Here is an 18,617-nt window from a genome sequence, read left to right as displayed (position 1 = left end):
TTTGTTCCTAATTCACAACTTTTTGTTAATCGTGATAATGTCTAATCAAATGAAATTGTTTTTACCGAGCTTGGGCATCAATTGGAAGAGAGGAGATTGGTTCAATGATTCCATTTTAGGTGATAAAAACATGTAATAGCCATTCTTACTGAACACTAATAAAAAAACCATCCGTCTTATTAATCAATGTGAGCTTATTTGTCAATTTTGTGAATAAATTTGGAATGAATATTCCGCAATTCTACATTTGTCCCATGAATAAGAGAGAGATGATATTGCAGGCAGCTGTCAGGCTGTTGGTGGACAATGGTATACATGCTACCCCGATGTCAATGATTGCCAAAGAGGCGCAGACGGGAATGGGTACGATTTATAACTACTTCGAGAGCAAGGAAATTCTGATCAATGAAATTTACAGGACAATAAAGCATAAAGAAAAAGTCGTGCTGGAAGCATCCTTTCACACAGAGTTGCCTGTGAAGTTACAGTTTGAACAGTTCTACCGCTCTATGGTAATGTTTTTCGTAGAAAACACACTCTATTTTAGGTTTTTGGAGCAATTGCAGACATCTCCAATCATTACAGATGAAAGTGAAAAGGAAGGATATGAAGCCGTAGAATGTGTGATGCAGCTATTAGAAAGAGGCAAGAGGGAATATATTATCAAAGATATTGACACGGATAAATTACTGCAGTTTATAGGAGGTGCTATATTTTCTTATTTGAGATGGCTCAATAAGTCAGGCAATACTGTCACACTTGAAAAAACAATGGAGACGCAGCTCCGCTTGGTTTGGGATGGAATCAGGGCATAAAAATTTTTATTTAAAAATTGGAATGATTATTCACTCCAAAAATAACCGTTATGAAAAAGAACGTATTAATTATTGGAACATCAACTGGTGTTGGATTGGAAGCTGCAATCATTTTTGCAGAGAAAGGCTATAAGGTATATGCCAGCATGCGCAACCTGTCTAAAGCAGCTATGCTGAAAGAGAAAATAGCAGAGAAGCAACTGGATATAGAGTTACTTGAACTGGACGTGACCAAGCGTGATACCATTACAGCTGCCGTAGAGACCATCATACAGAAAGATGGCAGGATTGATATGCTAATCAACAATGCAGGGGCAGGGTTTGCCAAGACTATTGAGGAAGCTTCTGAGGAAGAAATCAAGTGGGTAACGGATGTCAATTATCATGGTGTGGTGTACTGTACCAAGGCGGTAATTCCTTATATGAGAAAGCAAAGGAGTGGTCATATTATTACAGTTTCTTCAGTAGGAGGGCTTGTTGGTCAGCCTTTTAATGAACTGTATTGTGGGGCAAAATTTGCCGTTGAAGGTTTTATGGAGGCATTGGCAACCTACGTTGGCGCTTCTTTCAATATCAAATTTTCGGTTGTGGAGCCGGGAGGTATTTCTACAGAATTTATGAAGTCAGCAGTTGGAAAGACCGTAGTGGACGGACAGCTTGCTACTGGTGAATATTTGCCACTGATGCAAAAGTACTTGGGTGGAAGCCAAAAGAGGGCGAATGAAGGAGATTCACAAGTGTTTCAGACAGGATTGGAGGTTGCACAAGTGATTCTGGATGTGGCTGAAAGTGAAAACCCTCCAATAAGGATCAGAACTTCACAATGGGCAGAGGAATTTACAAGACTGAAAACTGAGGCAGACCCTGATGGGACAAAACTCGTGGAGGAGGTAACGAAGCATTTCTTATAGACCACAACAAAAAAAGGCTACCCAAATAGGTAGCCATTTTTTATAGACTTAAAACAACGTAGTAATCACGTATTAACCTAAGATTGTATTGAGTTTCATGGCTACACTCATGTCTCCCGAAACTCTGATTTTACCAGCCATAAAGGCATTCATTGGGTTTAGGGAGCCACTCAAAAGATCGTCAAAATCGGCTTTGGAAAGGTTGACTGTACAGTCAGCATCCTTGTCCTCATTGCTGACTAGGTTGGCTGCAGCAGAGCCATCCAAATAGATAATACCTTCACCAAGGTCAAATTTCATGGTAGAGCCAAGTGGAGCCGCATTGGAAGCTCTTTCCTTTAGTACGCTTGTGGTCGATTCGATACTCATGGTTTTTGTCGTTTCAGAACTTTTTGAATGATTATTGGAAATGGGGTTAGATTTGATAGGTTGGCTTCCTTGTGGGAAAGAGGCTCCTTCAGCCCTGTCATATTGTTTCTCATCAATGATCATCTTGGAAATGATCTCCCGCATAATTTCAGAAGATCCGCCACCAATGGTAAGGATACGGTTGTCACGGAAGAGTCTTGCTACCTTGTAATCCTCGATATAGCCATAGCCCCCAAAGAATTGCAAGCACTGGTCTACCACCTTGTTAGACAGTTCTGTAGCCAGCAGTTTGGCCATTGAGCATTCTTTTACGGCATATTGGTCATCGTTGTGCAGGCGACAGCAGTGATAGACAAACTGCTTGGTACATTCAATCTCAGATGCCATTTGTGCTACCCGATGCCTGAGTACCTGAAAACGATTGATCTTTCTGCCGAATGCTTCCCGTTGGTTCATATACTCAAGGGCGTATTCCAAAACATGCTCACTTCCTGCTACCGCACCTACTGCTCCGGTAAGCCGTTCAAGTTGTAATCCTCCCATCAGGTAATAGAAGCCCATTCCTTCTTCTCCAATCAGGTTTTCAGCAGGGACTTTTACGTCGTCAAAATTCAGTTCGGCAGTGTCTGAGGCATGCCAACCAAGCTTTTTCAGTTTCCGTTTGGAGATACCTTCTGAGTCAAGGTCTACAACAATCAGGCTGAAGCCGTCAAAGCCTTTTTCGGGTGCTGTTTTGGTAACCAATACGATATAGTCACCATAATAGGCATTGGTGATAAAGGTTTTGGCGCCGTTGATGATATAGTGATCACCCTGTCTGACAGCAGTTGTCTTGATATTGGCTACATCCGAGCCTGCTCCAGGTTCTGTAATGCCGATGCTGCCCAGTAATTCACCTGAGATGGCTTTTGGAATATATTTTTCTTTGAGCTGATCAGAGCCATGTTTCAGGATATAGGGAGTGGACATATACTGGTGGACGGATGGGATTACGGCAAAACCACCAGAGAAGCAGCGTGAGACTTCCTCCATAAAGATGACTGAATAGAAAAAGTCTGCTGCAGTGCCTCCATATTGTTCAGGCATGTTCAGCCCGAGGTAGCCCATGTCTCCAAACTTTTTCCAGAGGGACTTGGGTACCTGCTGCTTTTCTTCCCATTCGTCAATATGTGGCAATACTTCCTTGCTGAGAAAATCCCGTAAACCTTGTCGGAACATCTCGTGCTCTTCAGTGAAATAGTAGCTTTTCATGTATGTTGGGTTTTTATCGTTGTGTATTGGTTTATGCCTTGATCATTTTTTCAGTGGTTTGGTTTTCAGCCCAGATGACAGCATGTTGCTGATCGTACCATTGCTGGTAGTGTTGGTGGTAGCGTTCGTGAATGGCTTGCCTTTTCACTTTAAGGGTAGGGGTGAGCAGGTTATTGGAAACACTCCATTCTTCATTGAGAATAACGATGGCTTTTACCTTTTCAAACCGTGAAAGAGTTTGGTTGATCTTATCCAAGGTTGGTGTCAATTGCTTGAACACATCGTTCCGTTCCAGTTTTTTGCCCGTTTCGGAGAGTACAACCAAGGCAATGGGTTGTGGAATACCAATTCCGACTATGCATATCTGCTCGACTAGGTAGTTGTGCGCAAACTGCATCTCAATGGGATTAGGAACCACATACTTTCCCTTTGAGGTCTTAAAATTATCATTGACCCTGCCTGTGATACTCAGAAAACCTTCATGGTCTAAGCTTCCTTGGTCGGCTGTGTGTATCCAACCTTCCTGAATTACTTTGGCAGTCATTTCAGGTTCATTGTAATAACCTACCATTTGCCAAGGTACCCGCATAATGACTTCTTGGGTTTCCTGGTCAATTCTTAACTCTACATTAGGTAGCAATTGACCTACTGTGCCCTGTTTGTATTGTACTTTTGGCATAAGCGTACAGCCTGCACAATTTTCAGTCATGCCATAGACTTCCTGTAAAGGCAGTCCCAGTTTTCTGTACCATTTGTGCAGACTTTCGGGAGTAGGTGCAGCACCCGTCAGAAGGATTTTAGCTTGACTTAACCCCAGTTTTTTGCGGAGTACTTTTTTAAGTAAAACTGAAATGATTGGAGTTGATAGCAGCATATTCAGGACAGGGATTTTTTCCAGAATTGCCATCTGGAATTTGGTATAAATACGGGGCACACCCATAAACAGGGTAGGCTGAACAGCTTCAAGGTTTTGAGCAAAGGTGTCAATCGATTCAGCAAAAGATACCGTTCCTCCTGTAAATAAGCTGGCACTTTCCACGATGATGCGCTCTGCAATATGGTTCAATGGCAGGTAGGAGAAAAAACGTTGGTCTCCCTGCTGAAATATTGTCAGGTTGTTGTGTTCCCTTTCATTCTGAAGCAATTTGGTCGCAGACCCGAATGGTAGCATTACCCCTTTTGGTGTTCCTGTTGTACCCGAGGTATAGAGTATCGTCCAAAGGTCATCTAGTTGGGGGATATGCCCTTTTGGAAGTGGATCAAATTGCTGTAGAAGATCATCCCAATTTTTACCTTCATTGATCAGGGAATTGTTTTCATAATGAGGGAAACGGATGATTGGCAAGTTTTGGTCAACGCCTTCTTTTTGCTGCTCCCACTCTTCTAGCTTGCCAACAAACAGGGCCGCACAATCACTTTTATCCAAAACCAGTTTGAGCTGTTCTGCTGTCATATTGGGGTAGAAAGGAACCGATACATACCCTGCCATCATAATCGCCAAATCAGCCATGACCCAATGGACACAATTCTTTGACAGTATTCCGATATGACTTCCCATAGGAAGTTGCATGTCCTGAAGTGCTGCCGCAATTCTTCGGGCATTATCTCCTACTTCTTTCCAAGTGTATTCTTTCCAGACTTTGCCAAATGGTTGTCTCAAGTAGACTTCGTTGGGCTTTTCTTTTTCCCAATGATAAAAGTATTCGATCAGTGTCCAGTTTTCCATTTTTTAGTTCGTGTGCTTAGTGAAAAGTAGGAGAGGTTATATCTTGAAAACATCTCCCCAAAGTCGCTGACCGCCGTCAATGTAGATGGTTTCTCCTGTGATATAGGCAGCGAGAGGACTTCCCAGAAACAGGCAAAGGTTGGCCACTTCTTCTGTGGTACCGAGTCGCTTCATCGGGATATTGTCACTGAGTCCCTTCAGCATTTCAGGGGGATACTGTTCCAATCCTGTTGACTTGATAATGCCGGGTGCTACAGCATTCAGACGGATATTGTATGGACTCCATTCCACAGCAAGAGTCTTGGTCATATTTTCGACACCGGCTCTGGCGGCTCCTGTATGTACCATGCCAGGGAAACCTCTGAATATGTTGGCGATGATATTGACAACATTACCTTGTTTTTGAGGAATGAAAAACGTTTTGGCTAGTGTTTGGGTCATCAGCCATGTACCGTTCAGGTTATTGTTGATAACAGCATTCCATCCGTTGTTGGAGATGTCTTCTGCCCGAGAAGGGAATTGTCCGCCAGCATTATTGACAAGGATATCCAGTTTACCTTCCTGTTCCTTGATGTCTGTGGCAAGTTTGGAGATCATCTCGGGCTCCCGAATATCACAGACGATGTAACGACACTGCCCGTATGTCTGTAATTCTTCCAAGGCAGTTTGCAGTTTCTCTTCTTTTCGGGAGGCAATGATTACTTGTGCTCCGTGCTGTAAACAGGCTTTGGCGATGGCTTTTCCGATACCCGATCCTCCACCAGTTACCAAGATGGTTTGATCTTTCAGTAATTCTTTTGAAAACATGGTCTACGTTATTTTAATCCTGTTTGACGGGTAGTTTCAGAATCTCTCTTGCTTCATGTACTGAAGTTGGTTCATAACCGAGGGTACGTACCAAAGTTGTAGCTTCCTTTACCAAGTCTCCATTTGAAGAAGCCATATCACCATTTGGCATATAGAGGTTGTCTTCCAGTCCGACACGGATATTACCTCCCATCGTAATAGCGGCTGCTACCATGCGCCATTGTTTTTTACCTATTCCGATTACCTGCCAGTGAGAACCTTCGGGTAATTGACTTACCTGATGGACAAGGTTCTGTGTGGTGGCAGGGATTCCTCCCAAAACACCCATAATCAGGCTGAATTGAAAGGGTGGTTCCAGTATTCCCATATCAATCAGCGGTCTTGCATTGTGAATATGTCCAGTGTCAAAACATTCCATCTCGGGGCGTGTGCCTGCCTTGTTCATTCTCTCCAAAAAGAATTGAATATCCTTGAAAGGGTTGGCAAACACATGGTCGTGATAGAACTGTTTATGCTTTGCTGAGTATATTGCATAGTTCATTGAGCCCATGTTAAGGGCTGCCATGTCTGGCTGCAAGGCATCAATTTGGTGGATACGTTCTTCCTGTGAAATTCCAATGGCACCTGTAGAGTAGTTGATAATCGCCTCAGGACAAAGTTTTTTTACTTCTTCATCTATCCGTCGATAGGTTTCCACATCGTAGGCAGGCATTCCATTATCCTGTCGGGCATGGATGTGCAAAATGCTAGCCCCTGCATCTATAGCCCTTTTGCCTTCCTTAGCGATTTCTTCAGGAGTATAGGGGATGCCGGGGCATTGCTGACGGGTAGCCAATACACCCGTCAGTGCAGCAGATATGATAATCTTGTTATTCATGGTTTTGGGTTGTTTTTATCGTAGCGTTAGGATCGTAGAGCCTAAATCGGGATCAGGCTCCTGTCCATTGGGGCTTTCTTTTTTCCTTGAATGCCGTAATACCTTCCTTGGCGTCCTCGGTGGCTAATGCTTTTTGAAGCATATTTTTGAGGTAATGATGTCTCTCTGCAGTACTGCTGTCACAGATGTTTCGGTAAGCTTCAATACCTAACCTAATCGCTGAAGGTGAATTCTGTTTCAGCTCCTTGATTATTTCAGCTATCGTTTGGTCAAGTGTTTCAGATGTAGCCAAATGTGTAACCAACCCATATTCAAAAGCCTTTTCAACTGGAAGGTTATATCCACCCATACTCCAGTCCAGTACTTTTCTTGGTGGCATAATTTCCATTAGGCTAGCCATCACCTGAAATGGGAAAATACCCCTCTTGACTTCCGGTAATCCAAGCTTGATATGGTCAGCTGCTACCACATGTGTACAGCCTGCCAGCAGCAGGAATGCGCCTGCATATACATCGCCATGCACTCTGGCAATACTGGGCTTAAAGGTCTTGTTAAAGATTTCGCCCATCAGTATTTCCTCATTGGATTGGGGAACAGTTGAGTTGTGTTCTTCCGTAGCACCCATAAATGCCTTCAGGTCTGCTCCCGCACAGAATACTGGCCCGTTGGCTTGCAATACCACAGCCCAAACATGATTGTGGTGGTGTGCATAGGCATAGGCAAAAGCCAGCTCATTCAGCAATGGTGGATGCATGGCATTTCGTTTCTCAGGTCTGTTGAGGGTCACGGTCAGGATATTGTCCTGCTCTTCGACCTGAATGAAAGCAAAAGTGTGCTGGTGAATATTGGAAGTTTGCTCTTTAGAGAAATAAGCCATTTCAGTAAATATTAAATGTGTGTTATATGGTTAGTAATTTATTCAATGACAGGAATTGCTTCCTTGGAAAGTGTGAGTAAAGTTCTACCTGCCTCTATATTGTCTCCTGTTTTGACAAAAAGCTCCTGTACAGTACCGTCTTCAAATGCAGTGATGGTGTTTTCCATTTTCATGGATGACAGCACGACTAAGGCATCCCCTGATTTAACAGTCTGTCCTTCGTTGACCAGTACACTGACGACCTCGGCAGGCATTGGCGCATGGTAACCGCCTTCAGCTTTTGAAGAAGTAGTGTTTGGAAACCTGTCCAGTATTTCAATCCTTGCGGTTCCGTTTTCTATACTTTGAAGGAAGTATTCCTTGTGGTTCTCAGTTGCCACCTGATAGGTTACTTGTTTACCATTGATGGTCAATCGAATAGAATTGAGATCAGTATTTTCCAAATTAACCTGATAGACCTGATCCGCTATCCAGAAGTTGAATACCTCTTTAACCTGTCTGTATTTTACCGCTAGGGTTTGACCGTAAACCTGACAGTTTTCCTGTTGAGGTTGGTTAAAGCTGTTTCTCCATCCTGATGGCAATGCGGTCAGCAATTTTCTTTGGTGATTTCTTTCAGCCCATCTATAAAGTACGAGTGCAATACAATCCTCTGAGATGTGGTTGATTCTTTCCTGTTGAAAAGCATTCAGGTCAATCCTGTTCTGAATAAAATGGGTGTCGTAGTTTCCTGCCTGAAAATCCTCTTTACTCAATAAGTGAAGTAAGAAGTCTTTATTGGTGGTAATACCTAAGCAGGAAGTGTTTTGCAAGGCATATGTCATCTTTCGGATGGTGGCTTGCCTATCAGTGTCATGGGCGATGATTTTGGCAATCATCGGGTCATAGAAAATAGACACCGCTGAGCCTGTTTCAATACCGCTGTCATAGCGCATTCCTTCTATATTTGGCGTGTCCCAAAGCAATACTTTACCTGTCGCAGGCATAAAGTTTTGGGCAGCGTCTTCTGCATATAGTCTGCACTCCAATGCATAACCATTGGCTTTGATCTCTTCTTGCTTGATGGAAAGCGGTTTGCCTTCTGCTGACTCAATCTGAAGTTTAACTAGGTCAAGCCCTGTAATCGCTTCAGTCACGGGATGTTCCACCTGTAAGCGGGTATTTACCTCCAAAAAGTAAAATTCGTTTTCATCAGTCAGGATAAACTCAACTGTTCCGGCATTGTCATATTGCAGTGCTTTAGCTGCCTTTACTGCAGCATTGCCCATTTGTTCCCTAAGTGAATCGGAAAGGGCAGGGGATGGACTTTCTTCTATAATCTTCTGGTAACGGCGCTGAATACTGCATTCCCGTTCCAACAAGTGGATTGCATTGCCATGTTTGTCTCCAAAAATCTGAAACTCGATATGACGGGAAGATGGAAAGTATTTTTCAACCAGCAGCTCATCATCCCCGAAGGCATTGGCAGCTTCTCTTTTGGCAGACAGAATTGCTTCCTTTAGTGCTGTAGACTGATTGACAATACGCATTCCTTTGCCTCCTCCACCAGCAGCTGCCTTGATCAGGACAGGGAATCCGATTCGCAATGCTTCTTCCGAAAGTTTTTCTTCTGATTGCTCTTTACCTCTGTAACCTGGAATAATGGGAACGCCATGTGCCTCCATCAATGCCTTTGCCTCAGACTTGGAACCCATCTTGGCGATTGCCTCAGGGTGTGGTCCAATAAAGGTCAAGCCTTCGTCTATACAACGTTGGGCAAAGGCAGCATTTTCGGAAAGAAAACCGTAACCAGGGTGTACGGCATCAGCTCCTGTTGCCTTGGCGGCAGCCATCAGTTTTTCAATGTGCAAGTAAGTGTCGGAAGGCTGGTTACCTTCCAGTGAAAAGGCTGTGTCAGCCTCCTGAACATAAGGGGCATGCCGGTCGGCATCTGCATAAACTGCAATGCTGCGGATGCCCATTGACCGGCATGTACGGATAATCCGTCGGGCAATTTCCCCCCTGTTGGCTATTAGTATGGCTTTCATATGTGTCAATTACTTTGGGTTATCGGGGTGACCAATTCCTTGTCAATCTTATCTTTCTTGTTGGAAACCCATGCAGGAGCGTCTTTTGGAATTTCTTTTTTCAGCTTTTTGAGAAAAGCATGGTAATGCACTTCAATGGTGTGTCTTTTTGATTTCCTGAATTCCTTTTCAATAATATCAGCATCTTTCTCTGCCAGCTTTTGGATAGTGGTTGGCAATTGCCATTTCCCTGTTACATAATTAGCTGCCAGCTTGGACTGGTAGTCACTTAATGGCCATATAGCACCCTGCGGCTGAAATAGTCCGATAAAGAGCAAGGTCGGATGTTCGGGGTGAAACATTCTCAGGAAAAGCGGAATGCGGTCTGCCACTTCATAATTGATGAAATCCTTGTCAAAAAAAGGCAGGGCAATCTTGTAGCCCGTTGCTGTAATAATGGTATCATAAATGGCACTTTTACCATCTTTGAACCATACCTTTTTGCCTTCAATTTTTTCAATCCCTGTTTTGGGATGCACCTTTCCATGCTTAATCATGTACAGCAGTTCGGAGTTGACTGTTGGGTGAGCAGCGATGACAGGATAGTCAGGCTCTGGTAACCCATATTGTTTGTAGGTACCCACCTGAAATTTGAGTGATATTTTCCTCAGAAACCCTGCCATGGGTTTAGGCATCCAAAGGAGTCCTTCGTTGAATGTGTCAGAAGGTTTCCCCAAAAAGAACTTTGGTACGATATATTGCGGATTTCGCATACTGATGGAGACATATGCTGCCACACGGCTAATTTCCACAGCACAATCGCAACCCGAATTACCTGCACCGATTACCAGTACCCGTTTTCCTTTAAATGGTCTGCTGTTTTTATACTGATGGGAGTGTAGCAATTCCCCTTCAAATGTTCCCGGCAAATCTGGCATTCTCGGTACAGAATGGTGTCCGTTGGAGACAAAGAGATAGTCAAATTCTTGAGCTTCTCCTGTAGAAAGTGATACCTTCCATCTTTGTCCTTCCAACTTTTCTACCTGACTTACCTTGGTATTGAACTGGATGTAAGGCAATAGCCCAAAGTGCATGGCATAGGACTGGAAATAAGCCAATACCTGTCTGTGAGAAGGGTAATCGGGGTAGTGGTCAGGCATTGGGAAATCCATATACTCAGACATGGTTTTCGAGCTGATCAGATGGGTGGTCTCACAGACACTGGAATGGCTCTCATTCTCGGAGTAAATCCAGTTGCCACCAACTTGATCATTCTGATCATAGCAAGTAATGTCTGTAACGCCCGCCTGAAGCAGGTTTTTAATGGCTGTAATACCTGAGCAGCCAGCACCGATTACACAAACTTTCATATAGTAACAGTGATTGTTATTGGTTAAGGTTAATTCAGTCTCAATTCTAATTACATTCTGAAGACACCATACTCCTTGCTGCCTTTGATCAGAATATTGTTGACGATAGCCAAACAGAATCCTAAGTAGTTTCGGGTCTCTCTTGGGTCAATAATCCCATCATCCCAAAGTTGTCCTGTGGAATAAAAGGCATCGGATTGTTTTTCCACCTCACCCATCATATAAGTTCGCATGGCTTCAGCCTGTTGCTCATCAAAAGGTAGCCCCGCTTTTTGTGCCGCTTCACGTTGAATGATTTCCATTACACCTGTCAGTTGTTCAGGGCCCATCACAGCAATTCGGGCATTGGGGTAGGAAAAAAGGAATCGTGGTTCGTAAGCCCTGCCGTTCATGGCATAGTTACCAGCACCAAAAGAGGCGCCCATCATGATGGTAATGGCAGGGACAGTACTGTTGGTAACGGCATTGATCAGTTTTGCGCCGTGTTTAATAATACCCCCTTCCTCATATTGCTTACCTACCATAAAACCCGTTATGTTCTGTAAATACAGAAGTGGAATATCATTCTGGTTACAGAGCTGAATAAAGTGGGTGCCCTTGTTGGCTGATTCAGAAAACAGTACGCCATTGTTGGCCAATATTCCAACTTGATAGCCGTGAATCTTAGCAAATCCGGTTACCAGTGTACTGCCATATTCAGGCTTGAACTCTGAAAAATCTGAACCATCTACAATACGGGCGATTACCTCTCTGGCATCAAATGGAACTTTGATATCTGAGGAGACAATACCTAACAACTCTTCCGTATCGTAAACTGGGTTTTTGATGCTCGAAGGATCAGGGATAAAGTGTGTGTCGGGCTTTTTGAGGTTGGAAATTATTTCCCTAGCAATCCTGATACCATCCAGTTCATCTTCTGCGAGGTAGTCAGATACGCCTGAGGTTCGGGAATGCATTTCGGCACCTCCCAAAGATTCATCATCCACTATTTCATTGGTTGCCATTTTCACCAGTGGCGGACCAGCCAGAAATACTTTTGCCTGTTGCTTAATGAAGATAGCATAGTCTGACATACCTGGAACATAGGCACCTCCTGCTGTACTGTTGCCAAACACAACTGAGATGGTTGGTATGCCATTTCGTGAACGTCGTGTAATTTCCTTGAAACTGGCGCCCCCATAGTTGAAGATTCGAGCCTGTTCAGGAAGATTGGCTCCTGCCGACTCCACCAGGTTGATGACAGGCAAGGCATTTTCAGCGGCAATCTCACTAAGCCGAAGGCTTTTCTGAAGCGTGGCATAATCTACGGAGCCACCTTTGTTGGTACCCACATTGGAGATTACCATACAGAGCCTTCCTTCTACAAATCCGACTCCACCAACCGTGGTACCACCGGGTCCGAAACCTTTTCCGCCTAAGCCTGCTAAAGGCAATAGCTCCAGAAAAGGTGAATCCTGATCAAGCAGTAACTCAAGCCTTTCCCTTGCCAATAACTTACCCTTACTGCGGGCTTTGGCAATATGCTTTTCCTTACCCTGAAAACGGCTTTCTTCCATTTTCTCTGCCAGCTTCTGAAGCAGGAGTCTCATGTCATCCGCATTGGTCTTGAATTGTACAGATTGCGGATTGATGTTGGATTTGATAATACTCATGTGAATTGACCAGAATGGTCTTTTCGTTAGTTTTGGGTTTCTTTATTATCAGGACACTTTCAACTGAAAGCGCCCATTTTTTGAAAATGTAGCATTCCCTGTTCGGTAAGATGGGGAAGTACCAGTTCCCACATGACTTGCAGTACCTTATACAGTTCTTCTGAAGTGGATTCAACACCTCTGACCTTTTCCTGCATCAGCCAGAAGAAAATAACCATCCAAACCGTATGGGCGAGTCTTTGGTATTGACCTTTTACAGCTTCAGGTCTCATATTGCCAATACCGACCGAGTGATCCAGCATCGCTTTGATATACTGGATATGCCCTTCAATGTAGTTCCGGTGCATTTCTGCCAGATTGGGATATGCCCTGACAATGTCCAAGACATCCAGATAGAAAAACTGATACTTATCAGTAAGGTCTAGTATCTGTCTGACTTGTAGGTTGATATTGTCAAATGAAGGAATCAGTTGCGCTTCTGTCAGCATGCTTTTCCGTTCCTCTTCCATTTGCATAAACAGTTCCTCTACGATGAAGTCCTTGTTTTTGTAATGGTAAGCAAGGTTGCCGGGACTGATTCCCACCCGTTCGGCGATATCCCGCATGGTACTATTTGAAAAGCCTTTCTCATTGAAGAGTTGAATGGATTCCGCCAGTATTCTTTCCTTAGTACTCATTGGCCCTTCTGAACTTATCAAATAGAACTTACTTTTTAATTACTTTTAATAAATTAGAACAAAAATACTAAATGTCAAAATTACAATAATTATTTTAACTAATAGGATACCGTATTTTCCAATAAAGCATAAATGGTTGGTTTTAAAAAAAGCCTGTCAAAATTAGATCTTGACAGGCTTGATATTTTGAAGATGAGTAAGTCTATATCTAGTTTAGACTAATCAAAATACCATCCTCATGCATCTTTTTAATGTATGTTTTACTTCCTTTCTTGTTGATATGCAGGTAATCAGCAAAGGCAGTCGGGTCATTGATCAGAAGGCTGTAGTCGTATAAAGGATGGCCAATCCTTTCACTTAAGGCCTCTTTGTAGGCATCAAAGTTTGATGCGGTATTACGGAATTCAGGATAGTACGGACTTACGATAAAGTGTACTTCAGACCCTTTGCTCTTGCAGAGGTCTATGATCTTGTTGAAGTCATCTACTGCTCTTTCGTCAAGCTTGACGTCAAATTGCTTCATATATTTTTTATCTAGCAATCGAGTGTTGATAACCCTGTCGTTAAGCCAAGTGGTATCACTTTTATCCATGTAGTATAGAGAACGTTGAAAGACTTCACTATTGAACTTGTACAGATGGAACATTTCAGAAAAGAAAAGGGCTTTGGGATTTGTATCCATTAAGACACCTCTTAGCCTTTCAGATTTGTCTGTATAAAGTTTGAAATTCTCTGTCAGCTCTGGACGCTGACCTCCCATTGTAGCCTCAATCAATACAGTCTTGGGAGGTTCATACATTTCAAAATAATCTTCAAGCAGGGGCAAGGCTACTTTTGTAGGTAAGCCATTGTAACTGATGTTAAATGTCTTTTTCCCCGTCTCATTCTCAATGTAAGGCTGGTATAGTGGTAACCCTCTTGAATTGCCAACCAATAAGATGTCACATTGTGCTTCTCCTCGGTACATTCTTGAGTAACGGAATTCTGAACTGTCGACCAGATGCATCAATGCAGCAGATAAAAGTCTGTCTCCAGCAAACAATATGATAATGAATGAAACCAGCCAAAGTGTAAGTTTATAGTTCTTTTTCATGTTAATCAGAATTGGAAGTAAATAAATTGGTTATCCAAAAAAGTTCCCGCAAATGAGATGATCCATATAACAACGGCATACATACCTGCACGAAGTATTGGAGAGTAGCTAACAAAGCGTTGTAAGTTGTAGCGTAAGTTCAGGTTTTCCATCAAGAAAAGAATACAGATGAGCAGGATTCCTTTCATTACATGGAACTTGTTGACAATTGAAGCCAAAGACATACCATTGAAAGCAAAAGCTCCAGTGAGGTAGCTCCATGTGTGGTTGAAGTCAACAGTTCGGAACATCACAAAGGCAATACAGACTCCTGAGAATACGATTATAATTCCGAGTCCTTCAAACACCTTGTGGAATATGCCACTTTTTGGGTAAAGGTCTATTCTTTTGAGGTTGGTAACCCATAACCTTTCGATTACCAGATAACTGCCATGCAAGATACCCCAACCAATAAAGTTCCAGCTTGCACCATGCCAAAGACCTCCCAATACCATGGTCAGCATCAGGTTACGATAGGTATTAAACTTTCCTTTCCTGTTTCCTCCCATAGAGATGTATAGGTAGTCACGGAGCCATGATGAAAGGGAGGTGTGCCACCTTCTCCAAAACTCAGAAAACGATCTGGAAATAAAAGGAAGGTTAAAGTTTTTGGGAAATTCAAATCCCATCATTCTTGCAAAACCGATAGCAATATCAGAGTACCCAGAGAAATCGCAGTAGATCTGGAAGGTGAAAAATACCATTCCGATAATCAGGTTGATGGAATTGAAGTTGGCTTGGTTCTCAAAAATCTGTCCTACTAGAGGCGAAAGAGAATCAGCTATGACCACCTTTTTGAAATATCCGATCATTACAAGGTCAAGCCCTTTCAGAATGTTTTTTAGCTCAGGTCCCTTGTTCATATCATTCATTTGTGGAAGAAAGTCTGCCGCTCTTACAATGGGTCCTGCTACAAGCTGAGGGAAAAATGAGATATAGGAAGCAAACTTTAGAAAATCGGTCTCTACAGGTATTTCCTTTCTGTAAACATCTATGGTATAGCTCAGTGTTTGGAAAGTGTAGAATGAGATTCCGACAGGAAGTATAATATGCAATACCACACCTGAAGGAGGTAAGCCAATCACTCCTAAAGTTGAGTCCAAAGAGTCTATAAAGAAGTTAAAATACTTGAAGAAGGCCAACATCCCCAAATTGGTGATCAGGCTCAAGATCAGTAGTAGCTTTCTATTGGTTTCACTTTGTGTTTTTCCAATCTGATATCCAATCAGGTAATCAGAGAAAGTACTGAAAACAATAAGGCTTAGAAATCGCCAATCCCACCAGCCATAGAAAAAATAGCTTGAAAGTAGAATAAAGAGCATTCGCATCCTTCCTTTGAGTAAGTAGAATATCGGGATGACAGCAATAATAAAAGCCAGAAAAGGGATACTATTGAAAATCATAGATGCTTTTGATTAAGTAGTTATCAGTTTTAGCTATTGGGTATGTGACAGTGGTTTTTGTTTGTTTTGTCACTTTGTGTATTGTTATTAAATCAAGTGAGAGGATCACTTCTCCTCTTTTTTAGCTTCAGCTAGAGTTTTGTTGATAGTGGTTCATAGGTTTTAATTTCCGGTAATGAGATCTTTTTCATTTATAATATCCTTGAGGTAGTGAGCAGTATAATACTTGATACCTTCAGTGTTTAAGTGATGGTGGTCTTTATATAAAGTAGGCTCTAAAACTGCTTCAGCATGATCATAGTATTGAATGCTGTATTGCTGATGCATTCTTTCAGCAAATTTTACTACTTCTTGATGCCCAGGCCATTTTCCAAATAAAGCTGGCGGAATCACGAAGGCGAATGATATGCCATGTTTCTGACAGAATATTATTTCTTCTTCCAATACCTTACAGGATTTTAAGAAGCGATCATTACTTGGTCCGTTTTCACCATATGCCTCTATAAACCCTTTTTTGACAACATCCTGATCAATCTTGTCTAATTTGTTGTATATGCCATTTTGTTTGCTGCCATTATGGAAAAGCCAGCTGGGCTTAAGTTTTGACTTGATATAGGAAAAGATCCTTTGTCTTTTATTTTCACTTTCAGAGTTCAGGTACGCCCATAAAAAACTGAAGTCAAATCTTTCGTAGTCGAAAGTATTGGACGCAATCGGTAAAGTTTCAGAATAGAGCATAGGAGGAGAAAGAAAATAAACCAATTGCCTAGTTGTATTGCCTTGATCTAAAAAGAATCTTAAATAAAAATACTGCTCATTGACACCGCAAATATTGGAACCTTGTCCTATGTTAATCATTTTTTTATCTAAAAGCCCCTCTACAATCTGGTGATGTTGGTAGCGGGAGAAAAATCGGGCGTGTGATATGCCGGATATCATCAGGTCATATTGTTCATTCTCATGAAAAACTAGTGTATTGCTTTCGGTAGACCCATTATTGAACTCTTTACTGTCTACAATAGCAGAGGTACTCATGACACAGATCATCAAGGTTGTGAAAGCGATCAAGACAAATGCAACGATATTGAACAGGAACTTTTTCATAGTAATCAGAAAGCAAAGTAGATAAATTCAGTTTCTTCAAAAATACCAAAGGTCAGCAGGTAAAATGAAAGCATTATGTACATGCTCCATCTGAATGGTTTAGGTATAGATAAGTTTTTGAACTCCAGTCCATGTTCTTTCTCTCTCTGTAGCCATTCAACCATGAGCAGCAATACGATATGAATCAGTACAAACACCAAAGTTTTGATATCAATCTCAGGAATGCTGAAAAAGCTTTTTGAAAAGATGCCATCTATATAGGCAAATGCTGTAGAGATATCTGCTGCCCTAAAAAAAATCCAGGCCAGTAAGGTGAGTGCAAATGTGCTGACTACTCCTAACAGTTCTTTAAAGGAAGGTAGCAATTTGCCTTTGGCTAGTGTATCAATATTGTTTCGGTTGGAAGCAGCTAACAGCAGAGGCAAGAAAAACAGTGCATTTAAAAAACCCCATACAACAAAAGTCCAGTTTGCACCATGCCAAAAGCCGCTGACGATAAATATGATGAAAGTGTTTTTGAGTTTCATGTATGAGCCTCCTTTACTTCCTCCCAATGGAATGTAGAGATAATCTCTAAACCAGGTGGATAGTGAAATATGCCAACGTCTCCAGAATTCTGCTATATCTCTTGAGAAATAGGGGAAGGCAAAATTTCTCATAAAGTTAAAGCCAAAGAGTCTGGCACAGCCAATGGCTATATCAGAATACCCGGAAAAGTCTCCATAAATTTGAAATGCAAAAAAGAAAGCACCCAACAGTAATGTGCTGCCGGAATATTCAGTGTAATTGGCGAATATATCATTGACCAGCATGGCACAATTATCAGCAATGACAATTTTCTTAAATAGCCCCCACAGTATTTGCCTCATGCCATCAACTGCTTTCGCATAATCAAACTGTCTGTTCCGTTCAAATTGTGGCAATAAGTTCGTGGCCCTTTCGATAGGTCCGGCAACCAGTTGAGGAAAGAAACTTACAAAAGTGAAAAAGGAAATGATGTCAGAGGATGGCTGGAGTTTTCTTCGGTATACATCAATGGAGTAGCTTAGTGTCTGAAATGTATAGAAGCTGATTCCGACAGGAAGAATAATATTAAGTCGGGCCGCATCTATATTTTTACCCATTAATGAGAATGCATCAGCAAAGCTTTCTGCAAAGAAATTGTAATATTTGAATACACCTAAAAAACCAAGATTGATGGCTAGGCTTAAAAAGAGTAGTATTTTTCTTTTTCCTTCCGCTTCTGTATGGGACAGTTTTCGTCCGATACTGTAATCAACAAGTGAGCTGAAGGCAATCAAGGAAAGAAAACGAACGTCCCACCATCCGTAAAAAATGTAGCTGCATAGCAGCAGGAAAGCATTCTGGGCTTTCAGGCTTTTATTGAAGACGAACCAGTACAGTATAAAGACGATGGGTAAAAAAAAAGCAAAGTCTATTGAGTTAAATAACATATTGATTTGGGTTATTCAGAAGTCTAATTAGTTTAAAGCCATTATGAGACTTACAGCAGCCTGAATAGTAATCATCAGGTGTGCTGTTGCTGTATAGGGTACATGTACTCAAGTTGTTGCAATTCACAAGACATCACTTGCTTGTGAAAATAATCTTAGTTAATAGCTAAAGGATAATATAGTATC

Annotated in this window: 15 protein-coding genes; 2 read left to right on the top strand and 13 right to left on the bottom strand. The window is 42.0% G+C overall.

What is annotated here, in order from left to right:
* Positions 1-254: 254 nt before the first annotated feature.
* Together V6R21_RS18690 and V6R21_RS18685 are read left to right on the top strand one after the other, a co-directional pair.
* Positions 255-815: a TetR/AcrR family transcriptional regulator gene (locus tag V6R21_RS18690; RefSeq protein WP_334245111.1), complete on the top strand. Its 561-nt coding sequence runs from the start codon at positions 255-257 to the stop codon at positions 813-815.
* Positions 816-865: 50 nt separating this feature from the next.
* The gene (locus tag V6R21_RS18685; RefSeq protein ID WP_334245110.1) at positions 866-1,726 is read left to right on the top strand and encodes an SDR family oxidoreductase; all 861 of its coding nucleotides are present in this window, start codon (positions 866-868) and stop codon (positions 1,724-1,726) included.
* Between the two features lie 72 nt (positions 1,727-1,798).
* Here the strand turns inward: V6R21_RS18685 and V6R21_RS18680 are convergent, their stop codons facing one another.
* The 13 genes from V6R21_RS18680 to V6R21_RS18620 form a co-directional block, all read right to left on the bottom strand.
* Positions 1,799-3,346 (bottom strand): acyl-CoA dehydrogenase family protein, encoded by a 1,548-nt coding sequence (locus V6R21_RS18680; protein ID WP_334245109.1) that lies wholly within the window; start codon positions 3,344-3,346, stop codon positions 1,799-1,801.
* A 31-nt stretch (positions 3,347-3,377) separates the two neighbouring features.
* Positions 3,378-5,072: an AMP-binding protein gene (locus tag V6R21_RS18675; protein WP_334245108.1), complete on the bottom strand. Its 1,695-nt coding sequence runs from the start codon at positions 5,070-5,072 to the stop codon at positions 3,378-3,380.
* A gap of 36 nt (positions 5,073-5,108) precedes the next feature.
* Entirely contained in the window at positions 5,109-5,879 is a 771-nt protein-coding gene (locus V6R21_RS18670; protein ID WP_334245107.1) for an SDR family oxidoreductase, read from the bottom strand.
* A 13-nt stretch (positions 5,880-5,892) separates the two neighbouring features.
* The gene (locus V6R21_RS18665; protein WP_334245106.1) at positions 5,893-6,756 is read right to left on the bottom strand and encodes a BKACE family enzyme; all 864 of its coding nucleotides are present in this window, start codon (positions 6,754-6,756) and stop codon (positions 5,893-5,895) included.
* A gap of 52 nt (positions 6,757-6,808) precedes the next feature.
* Complete coding sequence (locus V6R21_RS18660) at positions 6,809-7,633, bottom strand: enoyl-CoA hydratase-related protein (RefSeq protein WP_334245105.1); 825 nt, start codon at positions 7,631-7,633, stop codon at positions 6,809-6,811.
* Positions 7,634-7,671: 38 nt separating this feature from the next.
* Complete coding sequence (locus V6R21_RS18655; RefSeq protein WP_334245104.1) at positions 7,672-9,660, bottom strand: acetyl/propionyl/methylcrotonyl-CoA carboxylase subunit alpha; 1,989 nt, start codon at positions 9,658-9,660, stop codon at positions 7,672-7,674.
* A 5-nt stretch (positions 9,661-9,665) separates the two neighbouring features.
* Entirely contained in the window at positions 9,666-11,009 is a 1,344-nt protein-coding gene (locus V6R21_RS18650) for a flavin-containing monooxygenase (RefSeq protein ID WP_334245103.1), read from the bottom strand.
* A 50-nt stretch (positions 11,010-11,059) separates the two neighbouring features.
* Complete coding sequence (locus V6R21_RS18645) at positions 11,060-12,661, bottom strand: acyl-CoA carboxylase subunit beta (protein WP_334245102.1); 1,602 nt, start codon at positions 12,659-12,661, stop codon at positions 11,060-11,062.
* A 59-nt stretch (positions 12,662-12,720) separates the two neighbouring features.
* Positions 12,721-13,338, bottom strand: a complete 618-nt coding sequence (locus V6R21_RS18640; RefSeq protein WP_334245101.1) for a TetR/AcrR family transcriptional regulator — start codon at positions 13,336-13,338, stop codon at positions 12,721-12,723.
* A 208-nt stretch (positions 13,339-13,546) separates the two neighbouring features.
* Positions 13,547-14,431, bottom strand: a complete 885-nt coding sequence (locus tag V6R21_RS18635; protein ID WP_334245100.1) for a hypothetical protein — start codon at positions 14,429-14,431, stop codon at positions 13,547-13,549.
* A 5-nt stretch (positions 14,432-14,436) separates the two neighbouring features.
* On the bottom strand, positions 14,437-15,873 hold the full coding sequence (locus V6R21_RS18630) for an MBOAT family O-acyltransferase (RefSeq protein ID WP_334245099.1): 1,437 nt from the start codon (positions 15,871-15,873) through the stop codon (positions 14,437-14,439).
* 162 nt (positions 15,874-16,035) lie between these two features.
* A complete protein-coding gene (locus tag V6R21_RS18625) occupies positions 16,036-16,977 on the bottom strand; it encodes a hypothetical protein (RefSeq protein ID WP_334245098.1) in 942 nt (313 codons plus the stop codon).
* A gap of 5 nt (positions 16,978-16,982) precedes the next feature.
* Positions 16,983-18,431 (bottom strand): MBOAT family O-acyltransferase, encoded by a 1,449-nt coding sequence (locus V6R21_RS18620; RefSeq protein WP_334245097.1) that lies wholly within the window; start codon positions 18,429-18,431, stop codon positions 16,983-16,985.
* Between the last annotated feature and the right edge of the window lie 186 nt (positions 18,432-18,617).

The organism is Limibacter armeniacum, from assembly GCF_036880985.1.
Taxonomy (GTDB): Bacteria; Bacteroidota; Bacteroidia; order Cytophagales; family Flammeovirgaceae; genus Limibacter; species Limibacter armeniacum.
The sequence above is the reverse complement of the archived record's forward strand: the minus strand, read 5'-3'. Positions and strand labels throughout refer to the sequence as shown.